The organism is uncultured Fibrobacter sp. (assembly GCF_900316465.1).
Classification (GTDB): Bacteria; Fibrobacterota; Fibrobacteria; order Fibrobacterales; family Fibrobacteraceae; genus Fibrobacter.
This window is the reverse complement of sequence record NZ_ONDD01000014.1, coordinates 41,739-66,414: the sequence shown is the minus strand read 5'-3', so window position 1 is coordinate 66,414 and position 24,676 is coordinate 41,739. Positions and strand designations below refer to the sequence as shown.

Annotated in this window: 19 protein-coding genes, 1 tRNA gene and 1 pseudogene; 14 read left to right on the top strand and 7 right to left on the bottom strand. The window is 51.7% G+C overall.

Annotated elements, in window-relative coordinates:
• The first annotated feature begins 50 nt into the window (after positions 1–50).
• The 3 genes from QZN53_RS07035 to QZN53_RS07025 are packed head-to-tail and all read left to right on the top strand — an operon-like array spanning position 51 to position 4,342.
• Positions 51–2,540 (top strand): NPCBM/NEW2 domain-containing protein, encoded by a 2,490-nt coding sequence (locus QZN53_RS07035; protein ID WP_163438276.1) that lies wholly within the window; start codon positions 51–53, stop codon positions 2,538–2,540.
• The gene (locus QZN53_RS07030; RefSeq protein ID WP_163438274.1) at positions 2,537–3,622 is read left to right on the top strand and encodes a glycosyltransferase; all 1,086 of its coding nucleotides are present in this window, start codon (positions 2,537–2,539) and stop codon (positions 3,620–3,622) included. The genes QZN53_RS07035 and QZN53_RS07030 overlap by 4 nt, the downstream gene beginning before the upstream one ends.
• 33 nt (positions 3,623–3,655) lie before the next feature.
• Positions 3,656–4,342, top strand: coding sequence for a hypothetical protein (locus tag QZN53_RS07025; RefSeq protein WP_163438272.1), 687 nt, complete (start codon positions 3,656–3,658; stop codon positions 4,340–4,342).
• A 144-nt stretch (positions 4,343–4,486) separates the two neighbouring features.
• Here QZN53_RS07025 and QZN53_RS07020 read toward each other — a convergent pair whose 3' ends face one another.
• Together QZN53_RS07020 and QZN53_RS07015 are read right to left on the bottom strand one after the other, a co-directional pair.
• Positions 4,487–5,371, bottom strand: coding sequence for a phosphoribosylaminoimidazolesuccinocarboxamide synthase (locus QZN53_RS07020; RefSeq protein WP_012820053.1), 885 nt, complete (start codon positions 5,369–5,371; stop codon positions 4,487–4,489).
• A 70-nt stretch (positions 5,372–5,441) separates the two neighbouring features.
• Entirely contained in the window at positions 5,442–6,155 is a 714-nt protein-coding gene (locus QZN53_RS07015) for a polysaccharide deacetylase family protein (protein WP_163438270.1), read from the bottom strand.
• Positions 6,156–6,310: 155 nt separating this feature from the next.
• Between QZN53_RS07015 and QZN53_RS07010 the strand changes: the two genes are divergently transcribed.
• Both QZN53_RS07010 and htpG read left to right on the top strand, forming a co-directional pair.
• Positions 6,311–7,153: an undecaprenyl-diphosphate phosphatase gene (locus tag QZN53_RS07010; protein ID WP_163438268.1), complete on the top strand. Its 843-nt coding sequence runs from the start codon at positions 6,311–6,313 to the stop codon at positions 7,151–7,153.
• Between the two features lie 266 nt (positions 7,154–7,419).
• Positions 7,420–9,293 (top strand): annotated as a pseudogene (gene htpG, locus QZN53_RS07005) (molecular chaperone HtpG).
• Positions 9,294–9,374: 81 nt separating this feature from the next.
• Here htpG and QZN53_RS07000 read toward each other — a convergent pair.
• A complete protein-coding gene (locus QZN53_RS07000) occupies positions 9,375–10,454 on the bottom strand; it encodes a BamA/TamA family outer membrane protein (RefSeq protein WP_163438267.1) in 1,080 nt (359 codons plus the stop codon).
• 67 nt (positions 10,455–10,521) lie between these two features.
• Between QZN53_RS07000 and ettA the strand changes: the two genes are divergently transcribed.
• Positions 10,522–12,216: an energy-dependent translational throttle protein EttA gene (ettA, locus tag QZN53_RS06995; RefSeq protein WP_163438264.1), complete on the top strand. Its 1,695-nt coding sequence runs from the start codon at positions 10,522–10,524 to the stop codon at positions 12,214–12,216.
• A gap of 134 nt (positions 12,217–12,350) precedes the next feature.
• Here ettA and mqnE read toward each other — a convergent pair whose 3' ends face one another.
• The 4 genes from mqnE to QZN53_RS06975 form a co-directional block, all read right to left on the bottom strand.
• On the bottom strand, positions 12,351–13,391 hold the full coding sequence (gene mqnE / locus QZN53_RS06990; protein WP_163438262.1) for an aminofutalosine synthase MqnE: 1,041 nt from the start codon (positions 13,389–13,391) through the stop codon (positions 12,351–12,353).
• A 1-nt stretch (position 13,392) separates the two neighbouring features.
• Positions 13,393–15,432 (bottom strand): M23 family metallopeptidase, encoded by a 2,040-nt coding sequence (locus tag QZN53_RS06985; protein WP_294652191.1) that lies wholly within the window; start codon positions 15,430–15,432, stop codon positions 13,393–13,395.
• Positions 15,433–15,543: 111 nt separating this feature from the next.
• Positions 15,544–15,616: transfer RNA gene (locus QZN53_RS06980), tRNA-Ala, on the bottom strand.
• A gap of 87 nt (positions 15,617–15,703) precedes the next feature.
• On the bottom strand, positions 15,704–16,249 hold the full coding sequence (locus tag QZN53_RS06975) for a peptidylprolyl isomerase (protein ID WP_073055679.1): 546 nt from the start codon (positions 16,247–16,249) through the stop codon (positions 15,704–15,706).
• Between the two features lie 179 nt (positions 16,250–16,428).
• Between QZN53_RS06975 and pyrR the strand changes: the two genes are divergently transcribed.
• The 8 genes from pyrR (at position 16,429) to QZN53_RS06935 (ending at position 24,672) form a co-directional block, all read left to right on the top strand.
• Complete coding sequence (gene pyrR / locus QZN53_RS06970; RefSeq protein WP_163438260.1) at positions 16,429–16,989, top strand: bifunctional pyr operon transcriptional regulator/uracil phosphoribosyltransferase PyrR; 561 nt, start codon at positions 16,429–16,431, stop codon at positions 16,987–16,989.
• 1 nt (position 16,990) lies between these two features.
• Positions 16,991–17,950 carry an aspartate carbamoyltransferase catalytic subunit gene (locus QZN53_RS06965; RefSeq protein ID WP_163438258.1) on the top strand — a complete coding sequence of 320 codons (960 nt, stop codon included), beginning with the start codon at positions 16,991–16,993 and terminating at the stop codon, positions 17,948–17,950.
• Positions 17,937–19,223: a dihydroorotase family protein gene (locus QZN53_RS06960; protein WP_163438256.1), complete on the top strand. Its 1,287-nt coding sequence runs from the start codon at positions 17,937–17,939 to the stop codon at positions 19,221–19,223. Before QZN53_RS06965 ends, QZN53_RS06960 begins: the two co-directional genes overlap by 14 nt.
• 21 nt (positions 19,224–19,244) lie before the next feature.
• Complete coding sequence (locus QZN53_RS06955; protein ID WP_163438254.1) at positions 19,245–20,306, top strand: PilZ domain-containing protein; 1,062 nt, start codon at positions 19,245–19,247, stop codon at positions 20,304–20,306.
• Positions 20,307–20,404: 98 nt separating this feature from the next.
• Positions 20,405–21,550 (top strand): pilus assembly protein PilM, encoded by a 1,146-nt coding sequence (gene pilM, locus QZN53_RS06950; protein WP_163438252.1) that lies wholly within the window; start codon positions 20,405–20,407, stop codon positions 21,548–21,550.
• Complete coding sequence (locus QZN53_RS06945; protein ID WP_163438250.1) at positions 21,550–22,173, top strand: PilN domain-containing protein; 624 nt, start codon at positions 21,550–21,552, stop codon at positions 22,171–22,173. Before pilM ends, QZN53_RS06945 begins: the two co-directional genes overlap by 1 nt.
• Complete coding sequence (locus QZN53_RS06940) at positions 22,166–22,765, top strand: type 4a pilus biogenesis protein PilO (protein WP_163438248.1); 600 nt, start codon at positions 22,166–22,168, stop codon at positions 22,763–22,765. The genes QZN53_RS06945 and QZN53_RS06940 overlap by 8 nt, the downstream gene beginning before the upstream one ends.
• Entirely contained in the window at positions 22,762–24,672 is a 1,911-nt protein-coding gene (locus tag QZN53_RS06935; RefSeq protein ID WP_294652183.1) for a hypothetical protein, read from the top strand. The genes QZN53_RS06940 and QZN53_RS06935 overlap by 4 nt, the downstream gene beginning before the upstream one ends.
• Positions 24,673–24,676 lie beyond the last annotated feature (4 nt).

Sequence of the window (24,676 nt, the reverse complement as noted above, 5' to 3'; positions counted from 1 at the left end):
CAGGTGTCTGGAAGGGCTTTTGTCTGTTAACTATTAACTAAATTAACGGCATGAAGAATATTCTTGAACGTCTGGGCATTGGCCGCAGGCATTTTGTGGTAATTGGAATTACGCTTGCCGTTTTGGTAGTCGCATTCCTTATTTTCAATAATTTAACCGTTTCGTATGCCCGCCGTTGGGATATTGATTGGGGCTATTACTCCATCCTCTCGACATTCATTTTGCTGGTCGTAGGCGTTGTCGTCAATTTCCCGGTTGTGGCGCGAGGCTGGAAAAGCTTTAGGCCTTCGGGCAAGAGCTTCTGTGCCTTTGCGGGTATTGCGCTCGTGTTCTCGGTGTTCATGTTCGGAAACATCAGTAATACGCACCGTGTGCTTAGTGACGAAACGAGTTGGGAGTCCATGGGTCTCCAGATGTTCTTTGACCATACGGGGGGCGTCTGTAACGAGGGTATTTGGGAAAACGGAGTGCTGGATTGCAAAACCGAAGTGAATAACTTCAAGGGCAAGGCGCTGGGATTTGTTTATTCGTTGGTGTTCAACTTTATGGAACCCAACCGCGATACGGCCCTGTTGGTCAACTTCCCGTTCTACTTGCTTAGCCTGCTGTTCTTCTTCTTTGCGCTTTCCAAGTGGTTCAAGAACGAATGGGCGGCACTTGCGGCGACAGCCTTCTTGGGCGGTATGCCAATTTATTTGTTGCAGGCGCGCTCTGCTTCGACCGAAGTGCTGTATATCTTCTTGCTTGCTGTACTCATGGCGTGGTATGCCTTTGTGCCGGCAAACAAGGTGAACTGGAAGCATTTCTTGCTTACGGTCCCTCTGCTTGGATTCTTTGCCCAGACCCGTCAAGAAACGGTGTTTGCGTTTATTCCGTTTGCCCTTTACTACTACAAGTACTTCTTTGAAAAACCGCATAGGCTTCCGCTGTTTGTGGCTTCGGTGATTGCTGTGAGCTGGCCGTCGGTGAATACTATGGCTGCCTACCGTGGCTACGATTTCCAGGGTGGCGAACATGCGGCGCATTCGCTGGAAAACTTCTGGTTCAACATGAAGACCAATATCGAAGTCATGATGAACCTGGAGCAGGATCCGTCGTTTGGCGGCATCATGCTGAATCCGTTCTATACGACCTTTACCATTATTCTGCTTGCGGCGACGGCTTGGCTCCTGTTCCGCTTGATTTATTCCCGCCGGTACTGGCGCGGTGCCTTGCTTGGAATTACGTTCTGCCTGCAGATTTTCGTGATTCTCCTGAACGTGTCGGGTACGTTTACGATCGATATTAACCAGCGCTATGTGCTGGTGGCGCTTCCGTTGTTTGCGTTGATTATGGCTCTTGGCCTTTATGATGCTCTTGCTTTCTCGACCAAGATGAAACCCGATGCCGCCGGCAAGATTATTCTGGCTGTCGCGACGGCCCTCTCGGTTGGCCTCATGATTTACCATGGCGATAGCTACCGCCACAACATGCTCTATTACAAGAACAAGTTGCTGGGCGAAGAAGACTATTTGGATAAGGCGCTTGAAAGCTATCCGAAGAATTCCATCTTCATTTACGCACGCCCCTGGCAGATGCTTGCTTCGGGACACAGCTCGTTCAGTGAACGCTCCTTTATGAGCTGGGATAACGAAACTTTCGCCAAATGGCAGCAGGTTTCGGGCGGAAACATTTACATGGTGCGCGGTCAGGATGGTTATGGCGAACTCAACCGCAAGTCTCGCGTGGTTGGCTTCAAGACGACTGACCAGGTGGACGAAATCTTGAAAGATTACAAGAGTGAACGCGTGTTGATTGAACCCAAGTTGTTCGGTTATCCGCTCGCAATGTACAAGATTACCGCAAAGAAGGGTGTGTCGACCTACTTGCAGAATTTCTTTGTGAGCGACATGGAAAATAACGCCATGGTTGTGAACAAGCGGTTCCCCGAAACCATCACTTGCACTTATTCCTTGAATGGCGAACTGCAAGAAGAATTGATGCTGTCGCTCCCGTCTGATACGTTGGAACTGGATTCGACCAAGATTATGGCGGGTATGAATCGTGTGATGTTCGATTGTGTAATGCCGGATTCCGATACGCTTACGCTCAAGAAGGAATTCTTTGTGGAGTCTCCCAATGTGTTGTTGCTGTCGGATCTCAAGATGGATAGCTTCGAACAGGCATGGGGACAACCGCAAAAGAATGCGACGGTGGAACACCGTAAGATTACGATTGACAAGGAAATATTCCGTTACGGTATCGGTTCCCATGCGCCGTCGTTCATGAAGTTTACGCTCCCTCGTTCGTTCAACAAGTTCCATGCGACTATTGGCCTTGACGACGAAAGTGTCGGCGGCGATGGCGCCTCGTTTATTGTGCTGGGTGACAACCGCGAACTTTTCCGCAGCAAGCGCATGTATTCGACAGAAAAGCAGACGATTGCGATTGATATTACGGGCGTTCGCGTGCTTGAACTCCGTTTGGACGAAGGCGACAAGCATGACAAGGACTTTGACCACGGTGATTGGGCGAATGCCTGGCTGGAGGCAACTCGTTGAAAGTTCTAGTGGCACCACTCGACTGGGGACTGGGGCATGCGACTCGATGCGTGCCCGTGATTCGGGAATTCCTGAATCAAGGAGCCGAGGTCGAACTTGCGGTGGTGCGCTCGAATGCGGCGTTGCTGCGAGAGTTCTTTCCGAACTTGCGTCAGCGACTGGCGCCGTCTTATAACATCGTTTACCCCAAGCACGGCTACAACATGGGCCTCTGGCTTGTTAAGAACGGGGTGCACCTGCGAACGGTGATGAACTTTGAACACCGTTTTGCCGAAGAAATGGTGCGGCGTTACCATTACGATGTGCTGGTGTCGGATAACCGTTTCGGTTTTTATAGCCGGAATGCAAAATCGATTTATATGACGCACCAGCGCCGGATTGCTTTTCCGAAGGTGCTTTCGGCGTTTGAACCGCTTGGTATGCTTTGGCATGCCTCTGTCATGAAGCATTTTGACGAAGTCTGGGTGCCGGATTTGCCTGAAACTCCAGGTTATGCGGGATCTCTGTCGCATGTGAAGACATGCCCTGTGCCGGTAAAGTATGTGGGCGCGCTCTCGCGTTTTGAAGGCGAAAACTTGACGGCGAAATCGGATGTGCGCTATCGTTTTGTGGCCGTCGTTTCGGGGGTGGAACCTGCGCGAACTCGCTTTGAAAACCTGTTGCGCAAGACCCTTGTAAAAATTCCCGGTCGCCATGCGATTATTTTAGGGAAGCCGTCGCTTGGTGTAAAGAGTTCTAACGAACAGAACTTGGACTTGTTCACGCACTTGCCCGATGACCAGTTTGCGGCTGTCGTAAAAAATGCGGAATGGGTTGTTTCGCGCGGCGGTTATAGTACCGTGATGGATATGGCGGTGCTTGGTGCCCGTTGTATTTTTGTGCCGACTCCCGGACAGTATGAACAGGTGATTCTGGGCCGCGACCTTGCCCGCGAAGGTTTTGCCGCGACTATCGATGAATCCAAGTTCTCAACAGAAACTTTGATTGCTGCAGTCAGCGAAAAAGCCCGCGTCGCCCTCCCAAAACCCCAAGACAATAATCTGCTGAAAGATTCTGTTAAAGAACTAATCTCTCATTTTTAATCACACATCTCACATTTCTCATCCATAATCATTATGCCTCAATTCATTCTCGCTTTCCCTCTCACTAAAGAAGTTAATGAACCGCTCGCTTTGACCGAAACCGTGACGCTTGCTGCCGATGCGACATCTGCGATCATTCCTGGCTGTAGCGTGATGTTCAAGGTAATCCGCAAAGAGCGTGTGGCGGGCCTTGCCGATATTTTCAGGGAACACCAAGATATTCCGGCTGAAACCGCAACCGCAATCGAAGCGCACAAGTCGCTGCTGTTCCTGCTTGGCGAAGTGAAGAATATCGAAGAAGTGACCCAAGTGAATATGGCTATCTTGAAGGTCTTTAACGCAGGGGCGCTTGGCGTGTACATGCAGCAGTGTGGCGCTGCCTGGACCGATGCGGGTTTCCGCGAAGAAGTGGGCGATGGCGAATATCCGATGGACCCGTGGATCAATTTTGTAGAAGCGGGCGATGCGATTTATACGCTCGGCCTTGCAACATTTGTGCTGCCGGATTTGTGCATCGCGGCTAGTGCCGAAGACCCGCAAGAAGCTTTGTTGATGGCGGCAGATTCCTTGTTCGGCGATGGCGTTCCGGCCAAGTCCGGCTCCGAAGTCGATCTAGGCGAAGGCGTGCATTACGTGCTCCGCGCCGAAGCCAAGAACCCGTTCCCGAAGGATTCTCCTGAATACAACAAGCAGGGAATCTTGAGGCTGATCAAAAAGTAAATTGCAAAAAAAGCAGGCCAGAAGGTCTGCGTTTTTTAATTGTGCGGTTTCCCGTGAGCAACAAACGCCTCGTATTAACGAGGCGTGGTTGCGAGAGCGAGGCGATATCACATTCTTGCTTATGCGATAGAGCCGAGCAGTCTCTTAAAGTTCGGGCTGCTTGCCGGTGAGGCGCACGAAGATTTCTTCGTACTTGGCGAGCGTGTTCTTCACGACTTCAGGCGGAATTTCCGGACCCGGATAGGTCTTGCCCCAGTCGAGAGTTTCGAGCCAGTCACGAACGTACTGCTTGTCGAAGCTTTCCTGGTTCTTGCCCACCTGGTACTTGTCTGCCGGCCAGTAACGGCTGGAGTCCGGAGTCAGCACTTCGTCGATCAAGATGGTTTCGCCATCGATTTCACCGAATTCGAACTTGGTGTCAGCGAGGATGATGCCCTTGGAGGCAGCGTAGTCGCGGGCCTTCGTGTAGATGTCGAGGGACATGTCGCGGAGAGTCGTTGCAACCTTTTCGCCAACGATATCGAAAGTCTGTTCGAAGCTGATGTTTTCGTCGTGACCAACGTCGGGCTTGGTGCTCGGCGTGTAGAGCGGCTTTTCGAGCTTCTGGCAGAGCTGCAGGCCTTCGGGGAGAACGTGACCGCAGATCTTACCGGTCTTCTGGTAGTCCTTCCAGCCAGAACCCACGATGTAACCACGCACGATGCATTCCACGGAATGGCGGTTGGCCTTCTTCACGATCATGGAACGGCCGCGGAGGTAGTCGGCGTGCTTCTTGAGCACGGCTGGGTATTCGTTCACGTCGGCGGTGATGAGGTGGTTCTTCATGCCGAGGTGCTTGAACCAGAACAGCGAAAGCTGGTTGAGGATTTTGCCCTTACCAGGAATCGGGGTGGGGAGCACCACGTCAAAAGCGGAAAGACGGTCGCTGGCGACCATCAGGAAGCTGTCGCCCAGGTCGTACATGTCACGTACTTTACCCTGGTGGAACAGCGGAACTTCGGTAATGGGGGTTTCAAATTTTAAGCTCATAGTGACCCAAATTTAGGAAAATTAAATAGTTAAGGCAAGATTATAAGTTTCTGCCGTAGGTGGCAGAGCGTTAAAGATCTTTGTACTGCGAAAGCTTGCGTCCGCTGTTCAAGGCGATGCGGATCAAATCGTGAATTTTGTCGGTTCGGGCAGGGAAATCCACCGGGTGGAGTGCGATGCGGGGGAGTCCGACAGGAACCTTCAGGGCGAATGCGCCGAACTTGAAGGCGGCCTTGATCAAAAAGTCGGGAATGCCTGCGAAACTTGCGACAGGGGAGGCGTAGCGCTTGCCTTTGGCGGTCACCAGGGCGAAACGTTCTTCGTAGAGCATTTTTTCGGCGTGTACCTGGCTCGGCAAGAACTTGTTGCTGTACCAAGTCGGTGGAACAAATGCGGTGGGCTTTTCGGAGTCTCCGATTAATTCTTTCCAGGCGTCTAGCCCTAAGTGCAAAAGTCTGCTCGATTCAAATTCGCTAAGGCCTGCAAATTCGGCTTCGCCGCCGGTCAGGTTCATCCCGATAAGGCCGGCGTAGCTGCGGCCCTGGCTGAATTCGGCCTGGTGCTTGTAGCCGTGGAGGGCGAGCTCGAATCCGTCTGCTTTTAGCTTCTGGAGTGTTTCGCGAAAGCCCTTGACCATGTCGGACGGGGCCTTTTCGGTGTCCGGGATAACGAGTACGCTGAAAGGGGCGCCCGCCAGGTCCTTGAGTTCTTCAAGAATCGGGGCGACTTTCTGGTAGTTCCAGACGCTGAAATCGTGAAAGCACAAGAGAAATTTGCGAGCCATGACTTTGAAGATAGTAATATTAGACGAAAGAACGGACCTTCGGTCCTACAGACTAGAGACGAAAGTGAAATAAAGGCGCTTCGCGCAATGAAAAAACTAAAAATCTCTCGTCTCTCGTCTCTTGTCTCTCGTCTAAAAGCTACATTTACCCTACTATGTTAGAATCTATTATTTTGGGCCTGTTGCAGGGCCTCGCCGAATTCCTCCCCATCTCTAGCTCCGGCCACCTCGTGATTGGACACGAACTTTTAGGCATGAACGAAGCGGGCATGTTCTTCGACATCATGCTCCATGCCGGCACCTTGCTGTCCATCTTCGTGGTTTTCCACAAGAAGATTACCGACATCATCGTGGGCTGCATCCGCCGTAATCCGGACCAGCTGCGCGAAGCGGGCTACATCATTCTGGCTAGCATTCCGACGGCTTTGATTGGCATCGGCTTCAAGGACGCACTCGAAGGCCTGTTCGAAAACCCGCGTGCCGTTTGCGTCGCCGAACTCTTTACGGGCATCCTGCTTTTCACGTCCCAGTGGGGTGCGACCGGCGCCAAGCATCCGGATAACGAGGGCGTCAAGATGAACTGGTGGCGCGCTCTCGTGACCGGTACAGTGCAGGGCATCGCCTGCATTCCGGGCATCAGCCGCAGCGGTTCTACCATCAGCGCCATGATGTTCATGGGCGTGAACCGCAAGTACGCAGGCGAATTCAGCTTCCTCATGAGTATTCCTGCCGTGGGCGGTGCCGCTCTCCTCGATTGCATCAAGTGGATCAAGTGCCAGAGCATGACTCCCGAAAAGGCTCTCCTCGACCCGGAAAAGGCCATGAAGTGTGCCGACGCTGGTGGCTTTACCCCCGAACTTTTGGTGGGCATGGTCGTGTCGTTTATCTTTGGCATTATCGCCCTCAAGTGGCTCATGACCTTCTTGCAGAAGGGCAAGTTCCAGCACTTTGCCTGGTATGTGTGGGCCGTGGGTATCCTCGGACTGATCTTTATCTAAGTTCTTGAAATTGAATTAAGGCGGCCGCAACGGTCGCCTTTTTTTGTTTTTGGTCTGTGAGCAACAAAGCCCCTGTTATTAAACAGGGGCGGTTGCGAGAGTGAGTGCGTTCGTATTGCTTAGTGGCGGTGAGCACGAACGGTCTTGTGTTGGCATGGTTCTTGCAGATACAAGTGCGAAAACAAAGCGAAAAGTAGATTTTGTTTCAAAATGAAACGCAATTTCGCTGATTCGCTTCAAATTTTAACGATAAATGGAGATAAATAATGGCAACAGAGAAGATGGAATTCCAGACCGAAGTTCGCGACATGCTGAACTTGATGATCAACTCCCTTTATAGCAACAAGGAAATCTTCCTCCGCGAACTCGTTTCCAACGCGGCGGATGCTCTCGACAAGCGTCGTTTCCTTTCCCTCTCCAATGCAGACCTTTTGCCGCAAGGAACCCAGCTGCGCATTGACCTTTCGGTGAATAAAGAAGGCAAGCGCATCGTTGTCGAAGACAACGGTATCGGCATGAACAGGGAAGATTTGATCAACTGCCTCGGTACCATCGCTCGTAGCGGCACCAAGAACTTTATCAAGAGCCTCAAGGACGGCGACAAGGGTAGCGTGGATCTCATCGGTCAGTTCGGTGTGGGTTTCTACTCTGTGTTCATGGTTGCTAAGAAGGTCGAAGTCTTGACCTTGAAGGCCGGCGAAACTCAGGGCTACATGTGGTCCTCCGAAGGCACGGGCGATTTTGAAATTTCTGAAGCCCCGCGTGACAAGGTGGGTACCAAGATTACGCTGTACCTGAAGGATGACGAAGATGCCGAAGACTTTGCCAGCGAATGGAAGATTCGTGACATCGTGCAGAAGTATAGTGGCTTCGTGAGCTACGGCATTTACTTCCACCCGGAACCGACCAAGAACGACAAGGGTGAAATCGAAGAAAAGCCCGAAGAACGTTTGAACGACAAGACGGCTCTGTGGCGCCAGAGTGAAAAGGAAGTCACCGAAGAACAGTACAAGGACTTCTACAATGTGATTTGCCACGAAGCCGACGAACCGGCCGCTTGGAACCACAGCCACGCCGAAGGTTCTCAGGAATTCTGGAGCTTGGTCTACATTCCGTCCAAGGCTCCGTTCAACATTTGGCACAACGATGCTTTGCATGGCCTGAAACTCTATGTGAAGAAAGTCTTTATCATGGACTGCTGCCGCCTTGGCTCCGCTTTGTGCGCGGCGTGGTGGATAGCGAAGACTTGCCGCTGAACGTGTCCCGTGAAATCTTGCAGAACAACAAGATCATCACCAACATCCGTAAGCACGTGATCAAGAAGGTGCTTGATACCTTGCAGAACATGGCCGACAAGGATGCCGCGAAGTACAACGCCTGGTGGCGTGAACTCGGTATGGTCCTTAAGGAAGGCTTCTACATGAACTGGGAACATCTTGACGAACTCAAGAAGTTGCTCCGTTTCGAAAGCACCAAGACGGTCGGCGACGCTCTCGTGGGCCTCGACGAATACGTAAAGCGCATGCCGGAAGGCCAGAAGGAAATCTACTACCTCATCGGCGACAAGAACGCCGTGAAGTCTAACCCGATGCTCGAGGCCTTCAAGGCCAAGGGTTACGAAGTCTTGCTCATGAGCGATGGCATCGACGAATTCATGATGTCTAGCCTCCAGGAATTCGGCGACAAGAAGTTCCACGACATCGCCCGCGGCGACGTGGACTTCGAAAAGACCGAAGACGAAAAGAAGGCCGAAGAAGAAAACAAGGGTATCTTCAAGGGCCTCTGCGAAAACCTGCAGAAGGTCTTGGACGAAGACATCAAGGAAGTCCGCGTGTCTAGCCGCCTGAAGGACAGCCCCTGCTGCTTGGTGACCAGCGAAGACGCCATGAGCGCCCAGATGGAACGCATGATGAAGGCCATGGGCCAGAAGAACTTGCCGAAGAGCAAGCGCATTCTGGAAATCAACCCGACGCACCCGATTTGCGAAATGCTCAAGAAGAAAGCCGAAGCCAAGGAAGACCTGGGCGATTGGCCGAAGGCCCTCTACGGCCAGGCTCTGCTTGCCGAAGGTTCTCCGCTGCCGAACCCGGCCGAGTATGTGGCTGCAATTACCAAGTTGCTGACAGCCAGCGTGAAGTAATTCGGGCCGCGACAAACACCGCACCGCAAACATTAAAAAGACCGCGATTCAATCGCGGCCTTTTTTATTTCAAACTTGTTGTTAGAACGATTCTCTCAAGTCAATCGTAATGCCGATATGCTTGCCGTCGACAAGTGAGAGGTCGCCGCGGGCGTGTAGCTTTTCGGTTTTGTTGAGGGCGAGGCGTCCGCCAAAGCCCACGGCGTAATGCACTTGCCGCTTGAAGAGCTCGCTGAAGTAGGGGGCCGATTGCAAGGCTTCGCCAAAGATAACGCCGGCGAATCGCCAGAAGAGCGGGCGGCGGAATTCCATTTGCCAGATTAAGGCTTGCGTGTCGCTCCAGATGCCCGATTCTACGCCGCGGAATCGCTTGGTGCCGTCGGGGCCGGCGAGGCAGCCGAGCGGAACGTTGTCGCCGCGGCTCTGCTTTGCGTAAAGCCCGAGAGCGATGGAAGTTTCCCAGAATAGGGGAGCGTAGAATCTTGCGTCAAGCGTTTCGGTGTGGTAGCTAAAGTCGCCACCGAAAAAGATTTCTTCAAAGCTTGCGTAGTAGCCTTTGGTGGGCCAGTTGTCGTTGTCTTTTTTATCGAGAACCAAAAGGTAGCCGCCGCCCAAATAAAATCCGTCTTGGTAATTTTTGGGGATGTCGCTTCCGAGTTCGTTGTCGCGGGCTTCACCTTCAATAACGATTCCGTAGCGCAGAGGAATGTTGTTCGAAATGCCGAAGTTCATTTCAAAGGGAATCTTGCCGTAGACAAAGGTGCTCTTGTATTCGTCTATGCGGTCAAAATCTCCGCGGGCGCCCCGTTCGAACAGCGAGTATTGCCACTTGTTCAAGTTGAGTTTTGCGGGAATGTGCAAGTGGTCGCCGAATAGCCACAGGCTCGGGGCGTACTGGAATTGGAATTGTCCGCGCGTGGTTCCGCGTGCGATAAAGTCCATCGAAGAAATGTTTTCGCCTTCTTGGAACGGCCTGAAGAACAAGACGAATACCGCGCCGTACTGGATTTTGGTTTCTTCGGTGTAGGCACCAAAGGGGAGAACAGAGAATCGTTGGAAGTTGTCGTTAACCGCCGAATCGCTAGAAACGGCCGTGCTGTCTGCGGCGCGTGCGAAAACGGTAAGTGCAATGCACACGATAATGGTGTTGAACAACTTCATATGGCATAAGTATAGTAAACATTTTTGTTATATTTGTTTAGAATAAACAAAATTGAAGTGAGTTCATATGGCCGAACAGAATAAAGCAGAAAAATTCGTTTTCTACATGTACAAAATGACCAAGTCCTATCCGCCTAACAAAGAGGTGCTGAAGGACATTTCTTTGAGCTTCTACTATGGCGCAAAGATTGGTATTATCGGCCAGAACGGTGCCGGTAAGTCGACGCTTCTCCGCATTATGGCGGGTATCGACAAGGAATTCCAGGGCGAAGCTTGGATCGAACCGGGCCGCACCGCAGGCTACTTGCCGCAGGAACCGCAGCTGGATCCGAACCTGACCGTCAAGGAAAACGTGATGCAGGCTGTCGCTAAGAAGCAGGCAATTCTTGATCGCTTCAACGAAATCTCCATGAAGTTTGCAGAACCCATGGAAGACGATGAGATGAACAAGCTCCTCGACGAACAGGCAAAGCTTCAGGATATCATCGACGCTCAGGACTTGTGGAGCCTTGACCGCAATATTGAAATTGCAATGGATGCTCTCCGCTGCCCGCCGGGTGACTGGCCGGTGACGAACCTCTCTGGCGGTGAAAAGCGCCGTGTGGCTCTTTGCCGCTTGCTCCTCGAAGAACCGGATTTGTTGCTCCTTGACGAACCGACGAACCACTTGGATGCCGAAACGGTTGCTTGGCTCGAACGCCACCTCCGCGAATACAAGGGCTCCGTGATTCTCGTGACCCATGACCGTTACTTCCTTGACAACGTGACGAACTGGATTTTGGAAATTGACCGCGGTCGCGGCATTCCTTGGGAAGGCAATTACGCCCAGTGGCTTGACCAGAAGCTTGAACGCATGAAGAACGAAGAAAAGGGTGAATCTGACCGTCAGAAGCGCCTCGCTCGCGAACAGGAATGGGTGAAGGCTTCTCCGAAGGCTCGTCAGGCCAAGAGCAAGGCCCGTTTGAAGGCTTACGAAGACTTGCTCGCCGAAGATTCTCGCGAACAGATCAAGGTGGCCCAGATTCACATCGCAAACGGCAAGCGCCTTGGCGATATCGTGATTCAGGCGGAACATTTGCAGAAGGCCTTTGGCGAAAAGGTGCTCTTCGACGATTTGAACTTCAGCTTGCCGCGCTCGGGTATCGTGGGCATTATCGGTCCGAACGGTGCGGGTAAGACGACTTTGTTCAAGATGATCATGGGCCAGGAAAAGCCCGATGCAGGTACGCTCAAGATTGGCGAAACTGTCGAAATCATCAGCATGGAACAGGGCCGCGAAAGCTTGGACGATTCCAAGACCGTGTGGGAAGAAATTACCGGCGGTAATGACGAAATCATGGTGGGCGACCGCAAGATGAATGGCCGCGCCTACTGCGGACTCTTCAATTTCACCGGTGCTGCTCAGCAGAAAAAACTCACCGCGCTCTCCGGTGGTGAACGCAACCGCGTGCTCATGGCCAAGAACTTGCAGAAGCCGGGCAACGTGCTGTTCCTCGACGAACCGACCAACGACCTCGATATCGAAACGCTGCAGGCTCTGGAACAGGCTATCCTCAAGTTCGCAGGCTGCGCCGTGATTATCTCCCATGACCGCTGGTTCCTCGACCGTATCGCAACCCACATCCTCGCTTACGAAGGCGATTCCAAGGTGGTGTGGTTCGAAGGCAACTGGAGTGAATACGAAGCTGATCGCCGCAAGCGCCTCGGCGAAGATGCGGATAATCCGAAGCCCATCAAGTACAAGACGCTCACGCGTCAGTAATTCTTGCGACGATAATCAGAACTTAAAAGCCCCGAAGAAATTCGGGGCCTTTTCATTAAGAGAATTAATGTCACATTGGGGAAAGGAAGGTGTTAGGAGGGGCGGAGCCTCTCCTTGTCATAGAACGATTTTCGTTAAGAAAATCGTTCATACAACGCGTCGCGCTCCACTGGCGTGAGCCCTTCGTTCGAGATAAGGCTCTTCATGCGCTCGGGGCTCATGCCCACGGGAACCGTGGCGCCGGCGGCGTGCGTAATCTTCTCTTCGATAATCGTACCGTCCAAATCCGACGCGCCGGCGTGGAGCGCTTTCATCGCGGTTTCGATTCCCATCTGAATCCAGTACGCTTTAATGTGCGGGAAGTTGTCGAGGAAAAGTCTTGCGACAGCGACCGTGCGCAAAATGTCTTCTTCGCTGGTGATATTCGGAACGATTTTATGCAGCGCATTATGTTCCGGATGGTACACCAGCGGAATGAAGGCGAAAAAGCCCGGAGCTTCGTCCTGCAAGTCACGCAGCATCTTCATGTGGGCGATACGGTCTTCAATCTTTTCGATATGCCCAAACAGCATGGTCGCATTCGTCGGAATTCCAATCTTGTGGGCCGCGCGGTGAACGTCGAGCCATTCTTCGCCGGTTTCCTTGCCCGGGCAAATTTGGTCGCGGACATTCTGCACCAGAATTTCGGCGCCGCCACCGGGCAGAGCATCAAGGCCCGCTTCTTTTAGCGTGCTCATGATTTGCAGCGGAGTCTGTCCCGAAATTTTCGCGAAGTGGCAAATTTCCACGGCAGTAAACGCCTTCAAGTTCACCTTCGGGAATTCCACGCGCAGCTTGCGCAGCATTTCGATGTAATAATCGAACGGGTGATCCGGATGCAGACCGCCAACAATGTGCAGCTCGCGGGCGCCGCCTGCAATGGCTTCGGCGGCCTTGTTACGAATGGTATCGTAGTCCCAGTCGTAAGCGGTGGGGCTATCCTTTTTGATTTTAGAGAACGCACAGAACTTGCAGTGCAACACGCACACATTGGTGTAGTTGATCTGGCGGTTGTTCACCCAATACACGGACTTGCCGTGCCTGCGTTCCTTTTCGGCATTCGCGCGGGCACAGAGTTCGTCAAGCGGGGCGTTTAAAAATAAGTCTAGAGCTTCGGCTTCGGTCAGACGCGCCATGTTACATCTCGGGGATGTCTACGTTATAGCTTGCCTTGTGACCGGCTTCGTCAACGAGTTTGATGGTGATAGATCCTTCTTCAGGAATCTGTGCGCCTTCAATCACGATTTCGCGAGGTTCAGAATCGTATTCGGCAGCAACCCATTTCTTGCCGACCATCACCGTAATGGCGTTGCCGTCAGGAATGCCTGCGTACTTGAACAACACCGGAATCTTGAGGGCCGGCTGACGAACTCCGCTGATCATCATGTCAGACCAGTAGGGGAATCCAAGAGTCGGAGCTTCGGTATTTTCGATGTTGGCAATGTCGCGAATTTCGTTCATGGTAGCGCAGCGGTTCTTGCCCTTGGTCTGCTTGCTGAAGTAGAACCAGTTGCGGGTCGTTTCGCCGAGCCAGTAAAGCGGTTGATTGTTTTCCGGATTGTCAATGCAAACGGTCCAGTTGCCGAGCTGCATGCCCTTCGGGTGGAATTCAAAGTAGTCAAGGCTGTCGGTATGCGTGCGGGTGACTGCCAAAATCTTCTTGGTGGTGTCGCGGCCCGTCGGAATGCCGGTCACTTTCTGCGTGATGCCCACATTGCCAAGCTTGGTAGACCAGTTCACGCTTCTCTGGTACTGGTTGAAGGCGTAAAGTTCAATGCTTGCATCGGCTGCGACGCCGTCGCCCGTAGAACGAGAGTCAGCAGTGTAGTGGATGCTTGTCATTTCGGGGTAGATTTCAAGGAGGCGGCCGATGGTGATCGGTGCCGGCTTGAATGCCTTACACATGTCTTCTTCGATAATATGGTCGCCAGCCATGGCAGTGAACTTCATGCCGTTCTTGCAACGGAACAAGTCGAGCATCGGACGGCTGAGGAATGTGAACAGCGGGGAAGCCTGATCCTTGTACAGCTGCATGGGCTTGTCGCTCTTGCAGCGCGGGTGGAACGTGAACTTCTTGCTCACCTTGTTGCCGCTATAGTCTTCGGCTTCGATCGTGTAAGTCGAAAGCGGAGCGAGCTTGGCGTTCACAAAGTGCCAGTCGCCAGCGGTGTCGGCTTCTTCGGCCCACAAGAGCTGGTCGCGAATCAGAGCCATCTTGCTGTAACGCAGAGTGTCGAGAATTTCTTCAAAAATCTTTTCGTCGTAGCGCCACACTGTAAGACGGCGTACGGACATCGGATTGTCCTTGGGCTCGCGGCTGTAGTCTGCAATCTTTACGGCCATGCTCAAGTTGAATTCGTTTTTCACCGGCGTTTCGACGCAACCCTTGTTCAAAGCTTCGGGGTTGGTGATGGCCATGTGGTTGCCCTGCCAGACAGCAACGCCAAAAATTTGCGGAGCGAGCGTGTCAGAGATAACGACACCGGCTTGCACGGGGTTCACAATACGGTCGTTGTCCAGGCGAACTTCCAAGTGCAAGTGCGGGTTTCCGATACCGGTGCTGCCCGAGAAGGTCAGCGTGTCGCCCTTCTTGTAGCTTGCGTTAGTCTTGATGGTGACGTCGTTCTTCTTGGATGCATACTGTTTCTTGATAATCTGGTCGTCGAGCTTGCCGAAGCTGCTCTGGTGAGCGAATGCCCAGGTCTTGCCGCTGTTGCCCTTGAAGAGCATCAGCTTTCCGTAGTGGAACGGAGAAACTCGCAGTTCTACAACCTTGCCGTCTTCGGGGGCGTAAATGGGCCAGCCTTCTTCCATCTGGGTGGAATAGTCAAAGCCTGCGTGGTAACGCGTGCCGCGGTTCTCGCCAAAACTCGAGGTCAAGTAAGCGTCGCGGTTGAACGGGCGGTAAGTCGGTTCTGCTGCTTTGAGAACTCTCTTTTCTGCCATGCCGTCGGCGTTGTTGACTTTGTTCGCCTCGGCGCTTGCGCCGAAGTTGTCGTTAGATACTGTTTCGCCGGATTTAGCCTTGATGCAGTCTTCGTAAGCGAAGGCATCCATGGTCTTTTCATTGCATTCGGCGGCGAAGGTGGTAGGCACTAAGGCGATGCCGGCCATTGTGCCCAAGAACATACCCTTGCGGGTGATTTTAGCGAGTTTGTTCAAGATTGTAGTATCCATACCACAAAAATACAAAATTGTTACAAACTAGCGGGCGAGGTTGTTTGTTTTGCAGGTTTTATGTGATGCAAAAAAAAGAACCGTTTGCTTGAGCAAACGGTTCATGTCTAGTGGAGCTAAGGAGAGTCGAACTCCTGACCTCCTGCATGCCATGCAGGCGCTCTACCAACTGAGCTATAACCCCGAAGGACGAGCCAAATATAGAAGAACTAATTTGACTTGTCAAGGGTGGGTCATAAAAAAAGTGAAATTTTTTTACGACCCGATATTTTTAGGCCTTTTCGATTGTCACGGATTCGATGATCACGTCTTCGTATGGGGCGTCGCGGCGGTCGGTCTTGACGCCAGCGATTTCGTCGAGGACTTCGAAACCTTCATAGAGCTGGCCGAATACGGAGTAGCCGTCAGCCGGGCCGGGGCCAACCTGTTCGTGGTCCAAAAAATGCACGTTGTCGCCGTGGACAATGAAGAACTGGCTGCCGATGGAGTTCGGCATGGCGGTCTTTGCCCAGCTCAGGGCGCCGCGCATATGGGTGAGGCGCGGATCGTACTTATCACCGATCGTGGTGCCGGGGCCCTTGGCGGAGTGGCCGCCCGTGCCGTTTCTGCGGGTAAAGTCGCCACCCTGGATCATGAAATCCTTGATAATGCGGTGGAACGGAGCGCCGTCGTACTTGCCCTGCTTGGCGAGTTCAACGAAGTTCGTAGCGCATTCGCCGACGATATCTTCGAAAATGCGCAGCTTCATGGTGCCGTGGTTGGTCTTCATGATGGCGATGGTTTCGCCTGCTTCCGGTTTACCCAGCTGATTGAACATAAAATCTCCTATTAATGTCCCGACAGGGCGCTGCCGGGGTTTAATGTTTCTTTTCTTATATATACAAAAAAACGGGGGTCAATTTCTGTACTTAAAGGCGAAAAACCATAAAAAATGCTACATTCAAGTGTGAAAATTAAGGCAAGGCTGAAACCTGTTACCTGAAACCTGATACCTATATGAAAGACAACTGCAAAAAGATCAGAGAATTGCTGTCTGCGCAGGCGATGGAATTCGCCCTCGACGAAATGGCAGCAAAGCTTGCCAAGATGCATCCGACTGCCGATGACATGGTGGTGCTCGGCATGGCAAGCCGCGGAATCCCTCTCGCGAAAAAGATTTGCGAGCGCTTAAGTCAAAAGTTTAACAAGACCGTCCCGATGGGAAGCCTCGATGCGACTTTTTACCGCGACGACTTCCATTATCGCACCCACATGGGTTCTAGCGAAATGCGCATTACCGAAATGCCTGCTACAGTCGAAGGCAAGACGGTAATCCTTGTGGACGACGTGCTTTACACGGGTCGCTCGGTGCGTGCAGCCATGCAGGCAATCCTCGACCTCGGACGTCCGGCGGCGATTCGCCTTTGCGTGCTCGTGGACCGCGGCCACCGTGAACTTCCGATCGCGCCCGATTGCGTAGGACTTACGGTCGAGACCGCACAGGACCAGGAAGTCCGCGTGCAAATCGAACCGATTGACAAAGAAAATTCTGTATACCTCGTAGAGGTGGAGGGATAACGTGAGCGCACTTCAGATCAAGCATTTGTTCGGACTTCAGGGAGTATCCAAGTCCGATATTCGTACTATCTTGGATAACGCCAAGCAGTTCCGCGAAATTTTGGAACGCCCGGTCAAGAAGGTTCCGAGCCTTCGCGGCATGACCGTTGTGAACCTGTTCTTCGAGAACAGTACCCGCACCCGCACCAGTTTTGAACTTGCCGAAAAGCGTCTTTCTGCCGACACGGTGAATTTCGCGAGCTCGAACTCCAGTGTGAAGAAGGGCGAAACGCTGGTCGACACGCTCCGCAACATCGAATCGATGAAGATTGATATCGTTGTGGTCCGCCACAAGGGGACTGGGGTGCCCAAGTTCCTCGCCGAACACAGCAACGCCATTATCGTGAATGCCGGTGACGGCGCCCACGAACATCCGACGCAGTCCCTCTTGGACATGCTCACGGTCGAAGAAAAGCTTGGAACGCTCGAAGGCAAGAAGGTGGCTATCGTAGGCGATATCCGCCACAGCCGCGTGGCCCGCAGCAACATCTGGGGCATGACCACCATGGGTGCTCACGTAACGCTTTGCGGTCCGAGCACGCTGGTGCCGCGCAATACCGAACTTCTGCAGTACAAGGAACTCGCTGGTAGCGTCTCTTGGGAATCCGATGTCTATAAGGCTGTCGAAGATGCCGATGCCGTGATTGCGCTCCGCTTGCAAAAGGAACGTATGGACGATGCTCTCCTCCCGAGCATGCGCGAATACCGCAATTTCTTCGGTATCACAGAAAAGGTCCTTTCTGAAGCCAAGGACAAGGTCATTTTGATGCACCCGGGTCCGATCAACCGCGGCGTTGAACTGGATAGCGATATCGCTGACGGTGAACATTCCGTGATTTTGGATCAGGTGACTAACGGCGTTGCCGTGCGTATGGCAGTGCTTTACCTTTTGGCTGGAGGTCGTGCAAATGAAAATGCATAAGGAATTGAATGTCAAGAATCTCGTCCTCAAGAATGCGAAAGTTTGGAACGGCAAGTCTTTTGAAGATCGAAAAGAAGTCTCTTTTGAACAAGGAAAGGGCTTAGCTACAGAAGAGTTTGATTGCAACGGCGCCTTGGTAATGCCGGCCTTGTTTGGTTTGGGCGTTGACTTTATGGAACCACTCCGCGATGATGTCTACACGTTTGCAGATGGCCTCGATGCCTTGCACCGTGGCGGTTTTTGCGGCGCCTTGTACGAAAGTGCCGCCAATCCGATTGACGATGCTGACAAACTTTCGGCAATGAAGTTCCGCGTGAACTCTCCCGATTTGGAATATAACTTCGCCAACCGTTTCGACATCAAGTTCCTGGGCGCCTACAGCAAGGGCTTCGGTTCCGATAGCCTCGCCGAAATGATGGAACTTGCCGAAGACGAATCCGTTGCCGGCTTTGGTGATGGCGGCGAAGCGATTCCTTCGACTCGTTTTATTCGCCTTGCCATGGAATACGGCAAAATGACGGGCAAGCGTTTCTTCTTCCAGCCCATGGACAAGTCGTTGCGCAAGCATGGCTGCGTTCACGAAGGTGCCTACTCCGACATGCTCGGCATGAAGGGCATTCCGCGTATTGCAGAAACCATTGCAGCCCATACGGTGCTTGAAATGGCTCGCTTCTTGCAGGTGCCGGTGCACTTTAAGCAGGTGACTTGCGGCGAAACGCTTGACCTTGTACGCGAAGCCCGTAAGAAGGGTATCGATGTCACGTGCGATGTCGGCCTGTACCATTTGCTTCTGGATGATTCCTGTCTGGAAACTTTGGATTCCGCATACCACATTCTGCCGCCGATCCGCTCTGCTGCAGATCGCGAAGCTTTGTGGAAGGGTATCGAAGACGGAACGGTGAATGCAATCAGCGTGAACCACACGCCGGTGCTTGGACAGGATACCGAAGTGAACTTTGAAGATTCTGTGCCGGGTGCACTCTCTCTTGAAATTGCTCTTCCGGCCATTTGGAAGGAACTGAGCTCTAGAGTGGGCGAGGCTCGTGCGATTGAACTCCTGTCGCTTGCCCCTGCAAAGCTGGTTGGCGCGAAGTCGGCTTTTGATGCGAATACTCAAAAGATGACGAACATCGTGATTCTCGATCCGAACAAGCCGCACGAAGTTTCCAAGAAGGATTTCGCCGGCCACGTGAGCAATTCTCCGTTGCTTGGCAAGACTCTTCCGTCTTCGATTTTGGCTACCTTCGTTAGCGGAGTGTGGACAAAACTCTAAGGATCTTAGATGCACGGAATAATGGAATGGTTATCTGGATGGTTGCCTGAATGGCCGCCTAAGTTCCCGCCCGACCCGCTTTATTTGGTGTGGGCGGCGTTAATCATTTTCTTATTCTTTGCTTTGTTTGCACTGTGGGAAGTTCATTGCATTAATCGTCGTCGTGAACACGAAGAAATGTTTGGAACCCAGGTTTTTGATGTCAAGGTCGCTGCATTCGGTTTTTCTGACAAAGAAAAAAGGACTTTGGACAAAATAATCAGAATGTCGTCCTTTGAAAATAAGGATGCCATCCTGAATTCGTCGGGTCTTTTTGAACAGGCTGTTACTACGTTCTACGATGTTCGAAACGTGTTTGATGTGCGCGATGAGACCGTGGAAGCTGTAGAGCGCTTGCGCAACAAGATGAATTTTACGGCGTCTAATCCTTTGTCTGAAATTTATTCGACAAGACAATTTAATGTGGGTGACCGAATTGACTTGTTTCCGGAAAACGGGACCTTGATCAAGAGGTCCGAGATTGTCTGGCGTACCGAAAAGGAATGGGCTATCACTTACGATGGCAGTGACGGCCCTGCCAAGTCTTTTGTCGGACGAGACATCCGCATCCGCTGGACTCGCCCGGACGATGCCATTTATTCGACCACGCTTCAAATCCGCCGTTTAGACGATTCTGCAAATTTTGTTTTACATCATTCTGCGGATCTGGATAAGCGCCAGCTGCGTCGCTGGGTTCGTGAACAGGTTGCGTTCCCTGTGACTGCCATATTCGAAAACGGCGAAACCCTGTATGGGACTTTGCTCGATCTTTCTGCTGGCGGTATCATGATTGGACTGCCCAAGGAGTGCTATCCGGGACAGCACATGCGTATCCAGTTTGAGCTCCCGAGCTTCGGTGACGAAGACGTGGAAATTGAGATTTTGCGCAATTTGGGGCAGAAAAACAAGGATTTCCCCAACTATTATTGCCTTACAGCCTCTTTCCGTGGTAAGTTCGGTTGGACCCAGGAAAGGGTGCTTCAGTACCTTTTTGAACTAAGTAAATCCAAAAAAGAGTCAAAAAAGTGGGTAAAACAGGTCTAAGTAGTTCATTTTCAATGACTTAGATGAATTTTTCGCTTGACATTCGGCCATTTTAAAGGTAGAATTAGTAAGGAAATGTTTTACAATCGGAGTTAACTTTGGCTTTAGGATTGATTTCTAAAATCCGTGGCTTACGCGAAACCGTCGGTATTGATGTTGGTCATTACAGCATCAAGTACGTAAAAGTTTTGCATGGCACGAGCGGAAACAAGATTGTTTTGGATGCCGACTTGGAACGAGTGCCGGATGGCTGCATCGTAAACGGTGAAATCCAGGTTCGCGAAGGGGACGCGCCGACCGATAAGGACGGCAAACGCGAAAAAGATGGTGCCGAACTGCTCGCCGAAGCAATGGCGAAGCTTCTGATTCGTCACCCGATCGACGATTCCTGCGATATTGTCGCCTCGGTAAACTGTGGAGCTGGCGCCGGTGGTGTGCTGGTGGACCGAGTCTCTGTCAAAGTTCCGAAAAACGGTAACGAAGCCGCTATTATTCTTCAGACCGCCCAGTCCCGTCCTCCCTTCGATGACCAGGACAACGTGATCGACTATGAAATCTTTTCTCGTGAAGGTGACGACGTTAAAGTGAACGTGGTGGCCGCAAAGAGCGCGCTTTTGGACTCCTGGGCGCAGTTTTTTAATCGCCGCGGGCTCAAACTGTCGGCGCTGGATGTCGATATTTTTGGCTTGCTAAATGCTTACATTGCAACGGTGGAAGACTCCGAAAAAGACAAGACAGTTGCAATTTTCAATATCGGCGAAAAGAAGATGAGTGTTGCCTTTGTTCAAGATGGCCAGTTCCACTCCATGCGTGCCATGGCCGGTGGTTCGCTTGATATGGTCATCAGCAAGACCTGCATGAACTTGGGTATTGATTCTGAAAAATGTCATGAAATTTTAAGCAAGGGAGACTTGTCCGTAGTGGACGGTTTCTCTGAAGCAGAAGTCGAAGCCGCGCTCCGACTGGCATACGAGGACCTGATGGCGCAGATCGATATCGGTATCCGCTACTTCTCGTCTTCTGAAGATTCTAAACCGCTCGACAAAATCTTGTTGGGTGGAGGTGGAGCCGCCGCCCCTGGTCTGAGGGAATTTATCTCGGAACACGCTGGCATTGAAACTGATACGGTGAACCCGTTCAGGCTCGTGCCCTGTGATTCCAAGGTGTTTGGCGAAGGCGGACTCTCTATTGCCTTGTCTAATATTTACGCCCCTGCGTTGGGCTTGGCTATGAGGAAATTCTAATGGCGTCTACGAAAAAAGAACCCACAAGAAATGCCTTGGCCATTTCCATTAACCTGCTTCCTCCGGAATACCGCAAGAAGCAGAAAGACTTTACATGGGTAACTGACCGTCGCATCATTTGGCCTACAGTTGCACTGCTTGTTGCAATTGTAGCTGTGGTCATGTTGCAAGGTTACGTTACTGAAACCATTAACGGATTGAGCCAAGAACTGTCGCGTGTTCAAGAAGAAGTGGAGCGCGAACGTCCGTTGCTTTCCAAGATTAGCGACCTCGAACAGAAACAGGGCGTGATCAATACGAAGATCAACGCGCTCAAGTCTATCCAGGTCAGCAAGAAACGCTGGGTTATTTTGTTCGAAAATATCTCGTCGGTGCTTCCTCCTAACATGTGGATCACAAGCATTAACCAGATGGGTGAATTCGATCTTGAAATGCGTGGCGTCACTTATGACTTCTCGGAAGTCGCCGAATACATGGTGAAACTCGAGAAACAGGCGAGCATTCAGTCAGTTTCGTTGGTGACCATCTCGACCTCGAAACAGGACGGGAAAGAAGCCTATAATTTCACCATCAAGGTAATCCTCAATAGGGACCTTGGCCTTGGGGAGGGTGATAATGGGTAAGATAGATCTTAAAGACAAACGAAACGTATATGCCATAGTCGTGTGCCTTTTGATTATGGTTGCCGCGCACATGGTATATAACTATGTGTGGGATCCGTTTACCGCTCAGCGAGAATCCTTGGAACGCAATCTCCAGTCGGCTCAGGCTGAATTGGACAAGATTAACGCCAAGAAGCATCGTGTGGCTGAACTCGAAATGCAACTCGCTCAGGCCGAAAAGGATTTCGAAAAGCTGAAGGAAATGTTCCCTGAAGAAGAAAAGGTGCCGCTGCGTTTGCAGGACCTTTACGCGGTGATTCGTAGTTCCATGGTGCAGATTCAGAAGTTTAATCCTGAAGGCCGTGCCGAAAAGGAACACTATATTGAAAACCGCTATTCTATCGCGGTCAATTCGGGTTACCACATGCTGGGTTACCTGTTTGCAGAAATTGCAAACTTCAATTACCCGACTGCGATTACGAACCTTCGCTTGAACCGTTATTCGGGTATCAAGGCCGAAATCGAAAAGTCTGAAACTCACGGCTGGACGCCGATTACTATGTCGGTCACGTTCAACCTGACAACGTACACGTCGAAAAAGGTAGGCAAATGATGAAAATGAAAATTCTTCTTTTGTTGCTTGCCTTTACCGCATTTGCTAGCGCCGCCCAGATTAAGGATGTGCGTTTCGATTGCAATGCAAAGGGCTGCCAAGTGGTATTCGCCTTTGCGTCTTCACAGAACTTGCCGACATTCTTCCAGAAGTACGATGCTTCTTCTAAGAAATTGACGGTCGGTTTCTCTGAAACGTCGTTCGCTCTTGGCGAAGGCAGCTACGATGTCGATGCTAGCTCCAAGTTCGTGAAGTCCATGAGAGTTTTCAAGGATGCCTACAAGGGTGTTCCGTTCCTGAAAATTGAAATGGATGTGGGCGCCTCGATTTCTTCTGACAAGAATGAAATCGCCTTGGACAAGTCGAATTTCTTGATCAAGCTCAAGAGCAAGGGCGGTAAGTCCTGGACGCTTTCGAAGCTCTTTGCTGACCGCAAGAAGGCTGCCGATAAGCAAGCCGCTCTTGACAAGAAGGCCGCTGAAAAGGCTGCTCTTGAAGAAAAGAAGGCTGCAAAGAAGGCCGCCCTCGAAGAAAAGAAACGCTTGGCTGAAGAGAAAAAGGCTGCTGCAAAGCAGGCTGTTCTCGACAAGAAGGCCGCTCTAAAGCAGGCTATCGAAGATAAGAAGGCTGCCGAAAGGGCTGCCCTCGAAGAAAAGAAGCGCTTGGCCGAAGAGAAGAAGGCTGCCCAGAAGGCTGCTCTCGAAGAAAAGAAACGCCTTGCCGAAGAAAAGAAGGCCGCCGAAAAGGCTGCCAAGGAACAGGAAAAGCTTTTTGCTGAACAGCAGAAGCAAATTGACAAGGCGATTGCCGAAGGCGGTGCTATTTCGGCTCTGCTTCCGAAGCTTAAAGAAATGACGGTGCTCATTGGCTCTGGCTTGGAACAGTTCCGCATTGTCGCCGACGAAAATATCGTCATGCAGAATGTTTCTAGCATCGACAAGAATAACACCATTACGATTGGTCTTGCTGGACCGCAGAAATCGCCCGTGTTTAGAATCGGTGCTGGCTCTATCGTTAAGTCTGTGACTTGGGGCGCTAATGGTCTCAAGGTGCAGCTGAAGAACTCTGTGCAGCCGGCTATCTTGGTGCAAGATGGCGTGTTCGTCTTGCAGATTTCCGAGAAGGGAATCAACAGGGATGGCTTTATGTTCTGGTCTGCACAGCCCAAGGGCATCTTCATTCGTGACTGGATGAAGTCTGCTGAAGACAAGCCGAATTTCGACGCCTTTGTCAAGAATCTTGACAAGGGTAGCAAGAAGATTATTTCTGGGTCGCAGACATTCCACCTGCGTCCTGTTGTTCGCGAACTGATTGTGGTTGCCGACGAAACGGAATTCTACGCCGCCCCGAATGAAAACTCTCAGGTGATGCAGCGCCTTGTGTTTGGCGACCGTCTCGTGAGCCTCGACATGAAGGGCCTGTATCGCAAGGTGCAGTCCGGCAACAAGGTCGGCTACGTCGACCGTCGCGCCGTCGGATTCTTTGATGAACTTTCTTCTGTGCAGGAAGAACGCCTGAAACAGGTTGACAAGGAACGTGGTACAAATCTCTCGACCAACGCCCAGCAGATTGGTAGTCAGCTCGATGGTCTCTATGAAGATCGCGTGACTTACAGTTCCTTTGGCCGTCGCGACCCGTTCGTCGAAGTCGATGGCCTAGTCGAAGAAGGTATTAATATTGACCAGGTTGAACTGGTGGGTATCATTTGGGAATCGGATGTGCCGGTAGCCATTCTTGTTGAATCCAAGAATCCGTCTATTTCGTACACCGTCAAAGAAGGCGACAAGATTCTCAACGGTAAAGTACTTAAAATCACACAAACTGACGTTCTCTTCCTGATCCAGGAATTCGGGGTGAGCCGTCGCTACTCCATGGGTCTTCCCGATAAACTTGGGGGTCAAAAGTGAAAAA

Coding starts and splice junctions, on each gene's coding strand:
- mqnE (WP_163438262.1), bottom strand. CDS start 13,391: ATGGCGCGTCTGACCGAAGCCGAAGCTCTAGACTTATTTTTAAACGCC.
- QZN53_RS06940 (WP_163438248.1), top strand. CDS start 22,166: ATGGGTAAGATAGATCTTAAAGACAAACGAAACGTATATGCCATAGTC.
- QZN53_RS07020 (WP_012820053.1), bottom strand. CDS start 5,371: ATGAGCTTAAAATTTGAAACCCCCATTACCGAAGTTCCGCTGTTCCAC.
- QZN53_RS07035 (WP_163438276.1), top strand. CDS start 51: ATGAAGAATATTCTTGAACGTCTGGGCATTGGCCGCAGGCATTTTGTG.
- QZN53_RS06960 (WP_163438256.1), top strand. CDS start 17,937: ATGAAAATGCATAAGGAATTGAATGTCAAGAATCTCGTCCTCAAGAAT.
- QZN53_RS07025 (WP_163438272.1), top strand. CDS start 3,656: ATGCCTCAATTCATTCTCGCTTTCCCTCTCACTAAAGAAGTTAATGAA.
- QZN53_RS06945 (WP_163438250.1), top strand. CDS start 21,550: ATGGCGTCTACGAAAAAAGAACCCACAAGAAATGCCTTGGCCATTTCC.
- QZN53_RS06935 (WP_294652183.1), top strand. CDS start 22,762: ATGATGAAAATGAAAATTCTTCTTTTGTTGCTTGCCTTTACCGCATTT.
- QZN53_RS07010 (WP_163438268.1), top strand. CDS start 6,311: ATGTTAGAATCTATTATTTTGGGCCTGTTGCAGGGCCTCGCCGAATTC.
- QZN53_RS07015 (WP_163438270.1), bottom strand. CDS start 6,155: ATGGCTCGCAAATTTCTCTTGTGCTTTCACGATTTCAGCGTCTGGAAC.
- QZN53_RS06955 (WP_163438254.1), top strand. CDS start 19,245: ATGGAATGGTTATCTGGATGGTTGCCTGAATGGCCGCCTAAGTTCCCG.
- ettA (WP_163438264.1), top strand. CDS start 10,522: ATGGCCGAACAGAATAAAGCAGAAAAATTCGTTTTCTACATGTACAAA.
- QZN53_RS07000 (WP_163438267.1), bottom strand. CDS start 10,454: ATGAAGTTGTTCAACACCATTATCGTGTGCATTGCACTTACCGTTTTC.
- QZN53_RS06985 (WP_294652191.1), bottom strand. CDS start 15,432: ATGGATACTACAATCTTGAACAAACTCGCTAAAATCACCCGCAAGGGT.
- QZN53_RS06975 (WP_073055679.1), bottom strand. CDS start 16,249: ATGTTCAATCAGCTGGGTAAACCGGAAGCAGGCGAAACCATCGCCATC.
- pyrR (WP_163438260.1), top strand. CDS start 16,429: ATGAAAGACAACTGCAAAAAGATCAGAGAATTGCTGTCTGCGCAGGCG.